Raw genomic sequence first — 12,239 nt, 5'->3', positions numbered from 1 at the left:
CAATGAAATGGATAATGTATATAGCGATAGTTATATGGCATTAGCCTAATTTTCATAGCGTTTCAACCAAGGAAAGGGCAAAAAATTGGATGATTTATTTAACGATTTGCATAATTCATTACCGTTGGTTGAAACTAACGGCAATGAAATGGATAATGTATATAGCGATAGTTATATGGCATTAGCCTAATTTTCATAGCGTTTCAACCAAGGAAAGGGCAAAAAATTGGATGATTTATTTCACCATTTGCATAATTCATTGCCGTTGGTTTCAACCAACGGTAATGAAATGGGTAATGTATATAGCGATAGTTATATGGCATTAGCCTAATTTTCATAGCGTTTCAACCAAGGAAAGGGCAAAAAATTGGATGATTTATTTCACCATTTGCATAATTCATTGCCGTTGGTTTCAACCAACGGAGAACAGATTAAGAAGAGAAATAATTGGCTTTAGCCAAACCTACTTTCCAAACAGGGTTTTATAAATCGAATATTTATAATTATCCGGAACCTCACTAGCTTTAAAATACGGAGCGCCAAAAAGTTCGATAAGTTTTTCTCTAAGCTTGGCCAAAAACAAAGGTTTTATTTCTTCAAGAAAATCTCCACGCAAAACCTGTCGGTTAGATTTAAACCAAACGCCTCCATAAGTTGGGTCGTTCATGGTTTTTACGATGTACAAATTGGGCTCTACACAAGTTTTGCTGGCAAATTGTTCATAAGCATAAGTATAAAGCAACGTTTGAATCAAAGCTTTGTTAATGTGTTTTCCATCAGAATTAAAAAGTTCATCAATATCTTTGAATGCCAGTTTATCACTCCCTGTTTTGTAATCGATGATTTTAGTAATGCCATCTTTAACATCAACCCTGTCTATGTAACCGAAAATTTTAATGCTTTCTTCTTTACCGTTTAATGGGAAACTAATTTCGGCTTCTATCTTTTGTTCTAAACTGATGATATGGAATGGCGTTTGAGAAATATCCTGATTGAGGATAATGTTTACGTAAGCATCAACAATGGCTAAAATTACTTTTTGCATGCCCTTATATTCCATTACCAAATCCGGGTGTTTAAACATCACAGCATTAAAAGCTTTCTGAATCAATTGTGGAACTTTCTTCCGTTGGCCTTCTATACTTTCTTTCGTAATTTCTGCTTTACGTAAATCGGCGTAGAAGTATTCCATCACTTTGTGCAAAATTGAACCAATTTCATTGGCTTCAACCACAGCACTAATTTCTTTTGGCTCTTTAATTTCAGCGATGTAGTTAAAGAAAAAATCAATCGGGTTGGAAATATATTGTGTAATTGCCGAAGGTGATAGCGATTTTGTTTTATCCAAATAACGTTTCAGTTTATTCTGAATGAAATCATTACCATTTTTTTCGATTTGAACGTCTCTAAATTGTTCTGTTTTGACCTCGAAATTAAGTTCGTTATAGGTGAAATTAAAACCACTTTCATATTCCAGCTGCTTTAAAATTCTACTGGCTTCGCCCGATGTACTTTCATCCGTTAGGCTGTTGTACACGAAGTTGATGTTTTTTGCCCTCTGCATTAATCGGTAAACCATGTAAGATGAAATGGCATCTAGATTTTCTAAAACAGGCAAGCCGTAAACTCTACGAATGGAATCGGGGATAAAACTATTTCCGATGGAAGATTTGGGAATAATGCCTTCATTAAAACCTAAAATTATTACTTTATCAAAGTTTAGATTTCTGGTTTCGAGTAAGCCCATTACCTGGATACCATTAAGTGGGTCGCCGGAAAGCGGTACGGCAATAGACTGCAACGATTTTTGAACCAGATAAATTACGAAAGGAATTTCTTCCTTGCCAATGTGATTGCTAAATGTATCGTGCAGTCGGTTTAACTCTTGAATCGTTTTTACAAAAAGCTCTGCATCGATTTTTTTTAGTGTTTTTGCGTTTGATAACCTGGTTAAAACGAAATCTAAAACCTCTAGTAAATTGGTAACCACAAACTGCGGTTCTTCAATTTTTTTATAAAAAACTTCAAACAAACCACTTTGTCTCAATAGACGTTTGTGGTCAACTTCAACTCTATTTTCTTGTAATAATGCAGTTAGTATTTTATCTCGCATTTTTTGTGATAAACCCGAAAGTGGATGCGTTAGAAATGCCTCAACATTTTTATACATTACTTTATCTGCTTGCAAAATTTCTAGCTGACTGGTTAACCATAGATCAACCAAACCAAAAATGCTCGAAGTAGATAAAGCAAAACCCATGGTTACATTTAGGTCGATTGGAGAACCATTATGACTTGTTGGAATGGTTTGTAAAGTTGGAATCAGTAAGCCTTCATCAGCTAAAACCACAACTGTTTTGCATACAGTTTCTGAGTTCGTATAATCTTCTTCTAAAATTGTGTTAAGGATTTTTGCCTGTGCAGATTGGCCCTGAACTTTAAAAATATTTACATTATGTTCGGCGGTTTTCATTAAACTTTCCTTGCCAGAAAACTCATTTTTTAGTCCAATAAGATGTAAGTTTTTCCTTAAGAATAAACCGGCTTCCTGTTGAGTATCATCTAAATAATAGCTGTCTGCATCAAAGTAAAATAGTGCTTTATCAGCTTCCTGTAACTGTGTAAATATTTTAGCTTCGGCACGGCTTAATGCATTGAAACCAACAAAAATGATTTTTCCTTTATCAAAATTGGAGATGAATTCCTGATGATTTGTGATGTCATCGGCCAAATGTCGATAAACCGAACCGTTAGTTAAATAACCTTGGTCTTTCAACTTCTCATGAAATTTTTGATACAGCTTTGGCATTCTTCGCCACATCTTTATAAATAGTTCCTGCTGTTTTTTATGTTTTCCTTCAGAATAGGAAGTCCAGAATTGAGCAAGAAATTGGTATTGCTCAGGACTTAAATAATCAAACTCTTTATTGATGACAGAAATATCTTCCAAATCGCGATATAGCTTTTCTGCATCGACTAAATCTGCATCAATTTGGTTAAAATCGCTTAAAATAATTTTTGCTAAAGGAAAAAATTTATGGCTGGAAATCGTTTCCAGTTTTTCTTCTGCCAGTAGTTGATTATATATTCGGTGTAAAGTGAAAAACTGCAAATAGAAATCGGCAATTTTATAACTTGTTGAGCAAGCAAAAAATTCCTGAATGGTAAAAACTGATGGGCTGAAAAAAGGTTTACCAATGATATCTGCAAAATGCTTTTGCAAATAAGCAGCTGGCCTTTTATTATTGAAAACAATAGCACAATTTTCCAGTTGATTTCCAAACCTGGCGACTAAATCTTCGGCAACTTCTTGTAAAAATGGTTTCATTTGCGTCTTCATGTTATACCAATTTCAATTTGCCTTTTACTGCATAAAATAAATAGGTTTTTATGTTTTTAAACCCCATCTCGGCTAATAGATTTCTATATTTATCTACTTGTTCGATGTGTTTATTGCTCTCTTCTAAAGTAAATTTATAATCCAGAATAATAACTTCATCGGCATTAATTAAAACCCTATCCGGGCGGTGAAGCTTACCATTTGCATCAATAATATTTTTTTCAGTAATGCTTTCGGTTGCTTTATTCAAAATTTCCTTAAGCTCGGGATGGTTTAATACTTCCAATGCAGAATCAATTAACTTTTGCTTTTCCTCTTCTTTAATAATACCTTGTAAAACAAGATTGGTGGTGTAATCAAAAACTCCTTTTTCGGTTGTTGCACTTGCCAAAATATCATGAAGCAAAGAACCTTTTCTGCCTGATTTTTCGATGTTTACCAAATGCTTTAAATGCTTTTCTTCTGAGGGGATGTAAAGTTCTGATAAACGTGTAGTTGTTGGATAACTGTTTAAAGTAATAAAATTAGCATTGGTGATTTTGTTTTCTACAGTCACATAATCAACGATTTCATAAACGCCATTTTCATCAAACTCGTTATTAAATGTTAAGTTTAATACGTCGCCCATATTAGATAAGTTAACCTCTTTGCTTCCTTTTGCTTCGGCCTTGCCCATTGTAGAAATATAGAGGTAATCTTTTGAGCGTGTTGTTGCTACGTAAAGCATATTTAAGGCATCCATGTTGTTGTAAAGCAACTCTTCGAAATAGGCTTTGGCGATGGATGAATCGGCTAAATCTTTATTGTATTTTAACGGAATTCCACGAAGTTCCTTGTAAACGGTATCTTCTGATGAAACCCAAAAAGTTGAGTTGGGCTTGCCTTTTACTTCCCAATTGCAGAAGGGAACAAAAACTGCCCTGAAAGCTAAACCTTTAGATTTGTGAATGGTAATAATTTGTATCGCATCTGCGCCCTCAGGTGATGGAAGCGACTTTTTGACGCCATCTTCATCCCACCAGGTTAAAAATGAGATTATTCCTTTTTCTCCTAACCTGCCTGCGTTCGCTGTTAAATCTCTAAATGCTAATAAATAAGGAAGATGTTGTGTTAGGGTTTTCACATCATAAGCTTCAATTAAAATTTCTACGAGTTCGGGCAAAGGAAGTTGCAACCATGACTGCCAGTTTTCGCAAAGCGATTTAGGAAGTACATTGCTTAATGAGTTTAAAGTTGCATGATTAAGGTTTAGATAATGGTTTGCATTTGCTTCTTTTCCGTGCAAAGAATGGAAAAGTGCAATGCAATTTGCTTTATACAAAGCCGTTTGCGCATCTAAACCAATTAAAACTTTTAGCGTATTAATGATGAGCTGAATGGCAGAGTTATTTGAAATTAACAAGGCATCTCCAGAGAGTACAGGTGCCTTTTGCTCCATCAATTTCTGTACAGTTAGCAATGCCTCGCTATTGGAGCGAACCAAAATCGCAATGTCTTTTAAATCATAATTTTGCGTGTCTTTGAGGTAAAAAATTTCTTTTATAACATCATCTAAAGCAATATCTCTAAAAATAGTTTCGCTGAAACGTGCTTCGTTTGGCGCATGTTCTTTGCTACACTTTTTGATTTTAATTGTTCCGCCTTTTAATGTGTTTTTAGCGAAATTTTGTTTAGAACCGGCATAAATATCTGTGATAATTTGGTTGTAGTTTTGGCTATTCCACCATGTCGAAATACTTTCGGGTTTGCTGGTTAAATTTTCGTTCAGTTCATTTTGCAAGGTTAAAGGAATGGAGCGATAGAGAAAATTATTAAAAGTGATGATGTTCTCCGCACTGCGATAATTTTCTGCTAAACTTTCTTCGATAACATTGTGTGCGCCAACATCTGTTTTAGCATGTTTATGCAAGATATTCCAATCGCCATTTCGCCAGCGATAAATGGATTGCTTCGTATCGCCGACAATTAAATGGTCAATAGAATTGAGGCTTGGCGTAGCAATCGCATTAGTTAAAAGCGATTTAAAACTTCCCCACTGACTTGTAGATGTATCTTGAAATTCATCAAATAAGAAGTTTTTGTATCGATTGCCAACTTTTTCCCAAATAAATGAGGGATTATCGCCAGCATCTTCTGTAATTCCGGAGATTAATTTTTGGGCATCACTAATTAGAAGATTATCATTTTCGGCTCTATATTCTTTTAATAGAACTGCAATTTCTTGCATTAACCGTAAATAGTAAAGGTTTTTGTTGAACGCAATAGCCAGCTGATAGTTTGGTAAATGCGTTAGATAATGAACTTTAATTTGATGTAAAATAGGATTTATGGTTTCAAATACTTCAGATGAATAGGCATTTTTTTGAAACCACTCTTCGGGTTCATCGATGAGGATAAACGTTGATTCGATCTTCGAAAAGTCGCCTCGAGCTACTGAAATTAACTTGGTTAGCGGATTTCTTGATTTTCCTTTAAGCTGGTCGTTTTCTACTCCTAAAACCTCGAGTGCCGAATGCGCATCAGTTGCCAATCGAATGATTTCATCCTCAAAATTTTTAATTTCCTCTTTGGTAACGTTGATGTATTTTTTGAAGAGTTCATCAATGTTTTCCAATCCCAGTTCTTCAACTGCCGCTTCGAAAATTTGAAAACGTTCAGAGAAAATTTCACCAATCAGGTTATAAAGTTCGATTTTGTAATTCCAGCTTTTGTTATCGCTGATGCGCTCGATGGCTAAATCGATAATCCATTGCAAAAGCTGTTTATTATCGTTTAAAGCATTATCAAGTTTGTTAACTAAATCATCTTTAACCTTATCATAATTCATTTCTAAATTGTAATCGGCATTTAAACCAAGTTCAAAAGCGAAACCGCGAATTACTTTTTGCACAAAACCATCAATAGTACTTACCGAAAAACGACTATAATCGTGAAGGATTTTTCGGTAAATTTTATCTGCTTTAGCTTGTAGCTCTGGAAGAGTTAATTGTGGATAAGCAACTAAAATTAGTTTGCGATAATCATCAATTTTGGCCGATGGATTTCCTTGGGCCAAACCTACAAGCACTTCCAAAATCCTTGATTTCATTTCTTCAGTAGCCTTATTGGTAAAGGTTACGGCCAAAATTTCACGGTATTTATTTTCTCCGGAAAAAAGTAAAGTAAGGTAATGTGCCGTTAAACTGAACGTTTTACCAGAACCGGCAGAAGCTTGAAGAATTTTTACGGGTTGGGGCATGTTGCTATCTTTTTAAACACCCCGCCCTGCGGGCACCCCTCTGGAAGAGGGGAATATTGGATGCAGAAACTTTCTTATCTAATCTTTCTTTGTCGTTTTGTAATTATGCGCTGTGTAATTCCCCTCTTTTAGAGGGGTGGATGCGCAGCAGACGGGGTGTTTCTTATCAAAGTTACCCCGAAATAACTCCATAATGTTCAATAATATATTCTTCTAGTCCCATTTTTACAAAATCCATATTTTTCATTATATCGTCAACCGTAATTCTGTAAATTTTTAATCCTAAAGAAATAAGATAGTCTTCCCTAACCTTATCATAAAGTTCCTTATCATCATGGCTTGAACCATCAATTTCTATTATTAATCCTAAAGCTTTGATGTAAAAATCGACAATGTAATTTCCAATAATTCTCTGTCTATCGAAGTCGATTTTATGGAAATTACCTTTTGTAACCTGCATCCAGAATAGTACTTCGGGTAAATTTCTTGCTCTTCGAAGTAGTTTAGCTCTTTCTTTAAGACGAGGCTGGTAAGGTAAATCTGTAATTACACTTTGCTTTATTTGAATTCCATCAATAGTAATTTCTTTATGCAATACCCCATTCTGAAGATTCCCATCTGGATGATGGAGAAGGTTGGTGCCAGAATTGGCAGGTGTATAATTAGATAGTTGCATTTTTAGGCAATTTGTTTAAGGCGCTTTGTAGTTCCCTTCTTAGAGGATTGCCCGCAAGGCGGGGTGGTTTTTACAACACCTAACTTACAACAATTTAAAATTTTACCGAAATCATTATATCAACAATTGGTTGGAAAGAACCTAAGGACTTTTCTTCTTTTTCTTCGCCAAAGTTTTATGGCTAATCCTTAATGGTCTTTCTGCCATCTCAATTTTTAGTCCTAACAAATCTCTTATTACAACAGAGGCACAAGCCCCACCAAATGCTGCTGGAAGATATGAAACGGTTCCATAAGCAGAGCGCTTGAAATTACTGCCATCAGTCATAATCATGGAGTTTTTATCCATTTCTTCGATAGAGAAAACAGCTTTAATTTTATTGGCACCTACCAATTTATTTAATCGTTTACGAACATAACTTGCAAAAACGCACTGATAAGTATCGGGCAACATGGCAATTCTTAATCTGGTTGGGTCCATTTTTCCGCCTGCACCCATAGAACTTACGATAGGAATATTTTGCTCTAATGCAGTAGATAATAAGGTGATTTTCGGCATCACGCTATCAATACAATCCATTATATAATCAAAATTTGATTGTAAAATCTCCCGGCATTTTTCTGGCGTTAAAAAAGTGTTTACGACATGTAATTTCAATTCAGGATTTATTGCCAGTAAACGTTGTTGCATAATTTCGGCTTTGCTTACACCGTGATTGGTAGCTAAAGCAGGTAATTGTCTGTTTCTGTTTGTAGGGTCAACAACATCACCATCAACAATTGTCATTTCGCCAATCCCCGAACGACAAATAAATTCTGCAGCAAAAGAACCAACACCGCCTAAACCGATTATTAAAACATGTTTGGATTGCAGTTTATCAATCCCATCATTCCCAACTAAAAGTGCAGAGCGTGAAAGCCAGCTTGTATCAGACATTTTGCTTAATTTTTTACTACAGATAAAAAGGATGAACACAGATATTTCAAGCTTTAATCTATAGTTAATTTATTTTTGCCACGGAAAAACGGATTGACACGGAATTTTTTATGTAAATTCTGTGCTCTCGTGGCTAATTATATTTTATAATTTTAAAATTAGACGCCATAATCAGTGTTGATCTATGTCCATCTGTGGTTAAACCAAATTCAATTTTTTCCAGTCGGCAAAAATACGTGCTTTAAGTTCATCAACTGAACATTTTTTTAAACTTGCTGCGGCTTCATAAATTTCTTGTATTGAGATTTTCGAATCATCAGTTTCTAAAAAGAAGTTATTCGTATTTTGGATTAGTTGTGCGGCACCAGAATCCCTTCTTAAAATGGAAGTACCAAATGATAAATAAAAACCATTTGAAATTAATTGTTCTCCAAGCGATTTGTGTTTTTTAAAACCATGAATTATCATCGGTGTATTTACTTTTAACCGTTTTTTAACCTCCAATAATTCTGAGAAACTTTTTACGCAATGGAGGATAATAGGTTTGTTTAATTTTTCTGCCAATCTGATTTGATTTTCCAGTATTATAGTCTGATTGGTAATGCTTTCCCCTCTTAATTTATCCAAACCACATTCGCCAATCATTTTTACGTTCGGTTGCTGTGCTTTACATTCTAGGTGTTTTAATTGAACCTCCAGGTTTTCTAATTTAGCAAACCAGGGATGCAAGCCCACAGAAATCGACCTATTACAAGTTAATGGATATAAATTTCCATCAGTTAATGATAAACTTAAAATACTTTGCACATCTTTTTGCTGTAATGATTGATGTGTATGAATATCAAGATATTGCATTTTGTTAATGGGTGTATTGTATAAATGTAGTCGCTCTGTAAAGAATCAACAAATAATCTATAAAATTAGTAGACTTTATTATTTTTACAGCATCATTCTTAATAAATCATGAAAAAAATATTAATATTACTTACAGCTGTGTTAATTTCTAGTGCAGCGTTTAGTCAGGCGAAACAAGAAGGTGTACATATTTATAACCCTGAAGCAAATGCATTGGCAGATTTAAAAGCTGCTACAGATAAAGCTGCTAAAGCAAACAAACATGTATTGGTACAGGTAGGAGGGAATTGGTGTAGCTGGTGTATCGCTTTTCATAATTTGGTTGATACAACTGTAATTTTAAAGCAAACCATTAACGATAATTACGAATATGTTCTGGTAAATTGGGATAAAGACCACCATAACGATGAAGCTATGAAATATCTTGGCTTTCCAAATCGTTTTGGTTATCCGGTTTTTGTCGTTTTAGATGGAAAGGGTAAAGTGCTACATATCGAAAATTCATCTTATTTAGAAACTGATGAAATTGGATCAAATGGCAAGAAAAAAGTTGGTCATGATGTGAAGAAAATCACGTCCTTTTTAAAAGGGTGGACTGTTGCTGCAGTAAATCCTGAAACTTACAAGCCAAAAGCCAAGTAAGTTAGAGGGTAGAAAGGTGTAAGGTAAAAAGGTGGATGGTTAAACCAAATAACCAAAAAAAGCCGCTGATTTTCAGATATTAATCTGCGAATCAGCGGCTTTCTTTTCTAATCATCTAAATCCTCTTCATCATCTTTAAGGTCATCTACATTCAATTCGTAAGATGCTCTTGATGCTTCATCGGCTTGTTCCAACAAATCTTTATCGTGTTTTATGTTGGTACCATCGCCGTCTAATTCATTAATATTTTCTGTATCATCCTCTCTTCGTAGAGCATCATTCGGGTCGTTCGAATAATCTTCGTCTTTTGGGTCTATCATAACTTTAAGTTTTATAAATAGATAATGATTTAGACCAGATAATTGTTTTAAGTTTTTAGCAGAAGTCTGAAGTTATTGTCATTTAGCTATGCTTCAGTCAAAATGACGAAACGCGAAATCAAGGATGATATATTCAGAAAATCAAAATCTGTGTTTATCCGTGTGTATCTGTGGCAAAAAGAAAATTCACGTAGTTTTACAAACCATCACCAAACTTATAATTCGGCAAAATGCTTACCGGTAATTTTCCTGTTGGTACCAATCGATTATTAATAACGGCTGCGGCCGAAATCTGCATGTAATCTTCTTTTTGATAGCCAATAACCAAGCCTTTACTATTCTCTAATCCTGGTAAACCAGCTAAATTATATGGATTGGCAAATAGTGCGAAAACTGCGTTTTTGCCAGACAGTTCTTTAATAAAATTTTTAACACCAGCATTTAACGGTATATTATTTCCTGGTCTTGCTCTACTATCATGAATGCCCACAATTACCTGGTCAAAAGCGCCAATTTCGCGAGCAATGTTTGAAATTTGTGTTGCAGTTGCATCTTTGTCTAGCACATAGTAAACTGAGTTGTAAAAGCCTTTCGAAATCTCTTTCTGGAATCTCGTAACAAATGGAACGCCGATACTAATAATAGCCGTTCTTCTAATCGGAATCATATTTTTAATATAATCTTTCCCTTTAAGCAAGGTAACCGAAGCGTTCGCCAACTCTTGCACTAATGCGTTGCTAGCGTTACGGTTTACGTTGGCAACAATACCTTGTGTTACAATCGTATCGCGTTTATCCAAGCCTGCCCAATATTTTGCAGTTAAAATCTTACGTACACTTTCATCAATGGTTTTTATATCAATTCTGCCTTGACGCACCGCTTTACGAACTAAGTGAATTGCTCTGTCGCTGTTTTCCGAAAGTTCTAAAATATCGTTACCTGCAATTATTCCCAGTAAATCTGCTTCACCGTTTTTAAAATATTTCACAACGCCTTTCATATCCATCGCATCAGAAATAATTAAACCTTTAAAGCCTAATTTCTCTTTTAAAATTCCGGTAACAATAGGTTTTGATAACGTTGATGGCAAATTTGGTGTATTATCTAAAGATGGAATATTCATGTGCGCAATCATAATTCCAGCTGCACCTTGTTTTATCAGTTCCTTAAACGGATACATCTCCAAACTATCTAAACGGGCAGCACTAAACGTAAGCTGTGGTAAATCGTAATGCGAATCCACATCTGTATCACCATGACCAGGGAAATGTTTTAGCGTGGTTAGCAAACCGCCATCTTGCATTCCTTTCATGTAAGCGGCAGTTTTTGTGGCTACATTATATTTGTTTTCACCAAAAGAACGGTAGTTGATTACGGGATTTTTTGCGTTATTGTTTATATCTGCGTCGGGTGCCAAATTCATTTGCATGCCCATGCGTTTATAATCTTTAGCAACTTCTTGCCCCATTCGGTAAATCAAATCTTTGTTCTGAATGGCGCCTAAAGTCATTTGATAAGGGAAAGAAATTGTACTGTCTAGGCGCATGCCTAAACCCCACTCACCATCGTTTGCTATAAGTAAAGGTACATGACTAACTTTTTGGTAAGCATTGGTTGCAACGGCTTGGCGGACCGGGCCACCTTGAAAAAAGATAACACCACCAAGCTGCTCTTTCTTAATCACCATACCAACAGAATCAGTATATTTCTGCCCTAAATTAGTATGCGCCCGAACAAAAAACATCTGAGCAATTCGCTCTCTACGATTTAATTTTTTAAAAACCGAATCAACCCATTTTGGTTGATTGCTTAATAAATCCAGGTAGGTTTGCTTTTGAGCATTTGCCGAGAAAGTGGCAACACAAAATATTAGTAATAAGAATAAGTTTTTTTTCACGATGTTTTATTGTAACCAGATGGCTAAATTAATAAGTTAAAAGCGAATTAAACAAAAACCAATCCAAGTAATTAATTTAATACAATATATAGCGTTAGGTTTTTTAAAATTTGAAAACGAACGTTCAGTAGTTCTTAGGTAACCACAGCCCCGCTGTTCGCTTTAGCCTCACCCGATAGAAAAAATCGGGTTCGGGCTACCGCTATCATCGGGTTTATTAACAAAGTTAGTGCTAAGCAAAACCTATTAAAGCCCTGTTTTAAAAATCATTTAATCAAAAAATAAAACATAATTTAATGAAAGCGGTTATAATATTAACGCTTTGCAAATATTTA

8 protein-coding genes are annotated in these 12,239 nt (G+C 35.0%); 1 reads left to right on the top strand and 7 read right to left on the bottom strand.

Annotated features, from left to right (window positions below; all coding sequences use genetic code 11):
• Window positions 1-463: 463 nt before the first annotated feature.
• From D7004_RS05715 to D7004_RS05695, 5 genes are all read right to left on the bottom strand, one after another.
• Window positions 464-3,328, bottom strand: coding sequence for a PD-(D/E)XK nuclease family protein (locus D7004_RS05715; RefSeq protein ID WP_123204916.1), 2,865 nt, complete (start codon window positions 3,326-3,328; stop codon window positions 464-466).
• A gap of 13 nt (window positions 3,329-3,341) precedes the next feature.
• The gene (locus tag D7004_RS05710) at window positions 3,342-6,578 is read right to left on the bottom strand and encodes a UvrD-helicase domain-containing protein (RefSeq protein WP_123204909.1); all 3,237 of its coding nucleotides are present in this window, start codon (window positions 6,576-6,578) and stop codon (window positions 3,342-3,344) included.
• Window positions 6,579-6,750: 172 nt separating this feature from the next.
• Entirely contained in the window at window positions 6,751-7,254 is a 504-nt protein-coding gene (locus tag D7004_RS05705; RefSeq protein WP_123204908.1) for an endonuclease domain-containing protein, read from the bottom strand.
• Window positions 7,255-7,395: 141 nt separating this feature from the next.
• A complete protein-coding gene (locus D7004_RS05700; RefSeq protein ID WP_123204907.1) occupies window positions 7,396-8,190 on the bottom strand; it encodes a tRNA threonylcarbamoyladenosine dehydratase in 795 nt (264 codons plus the stop codon).
• A 198-nt stretch (window positions 8,191-8,388) separates the two neighbouring features.
• Window positions 8,389-9,045 (bottom strand): TatD family hydrolase, encoded by a 657-nt coding sequence (locus D7004_RS05695; protein WP_123204906.1) that lies wholly within the window; start codon window positions 9,043-9,045, stop codon window positions 8,389-8,391.
• Window positions 9,046-9,153: 108 nt separating this feature from the next.
• Here D7004_RS05695 and D7004_RS05690 point away from each other — a divergent pair, with 108 nt between their 5' ends.
• On the top strand, window positions 9,154-9,687 hold the full coding sequence (locus D7004_RS05690; RefSeq protein ID WP_123204905.1) for a thioredoxin family protein: 534 nt from the start codon (window positions 9,154-9,156) through the stop codon (window positions 9,685-9,687).
• A gap of 107 nt (window positions 9,688-9,794) precedes the next feature.
• On the opposite strand, the gene D7004_RS05685 is transcribed toward D7004_RS05690, so the two are convergent.
• Both D7004_RS05685 and D7004_RS05680 read right to left on the bottom strand, forming a co-directional pair.
• Window positions 9,795-10,007 (bottom strand): hypothetical protein, encoded by a 213-nt coding sequence (locus D7004_RS05685; protein WP_123204904.1) that lies wholly within the window; start codon window positions 10,005-10,007, stop codon window positions 9,795-9,797.
• A gap of 196 nt (window positions 10,008-10,203) precedes the next feature.
• Window positions 10,204-11,904, bottom strand: coding sequence for a glycoside hydrolase family 3 protein (locus tag D7004_RS05680; RefSeq protein WP_123204903.1), 1,701 nt, complete (start codon window positions 11,902-11,904; stop codon window positions 10,204-10,206).
• Window positions 11,905-12,239 lie beyond the last annotated feature (335 nt).

This window comes from Pedobacter jejuensis, assembly GCF_003725795.1.
GTDB lineage: Bacteria > Bacteroidota > Bacteroidia > Sphingobacteriales > Sphingobacteriaceae > Pedobacter > Pedobacter jejuensis.
This window is presented reverse-complemented; position numbering and strand designations above follow the sequence as displayed.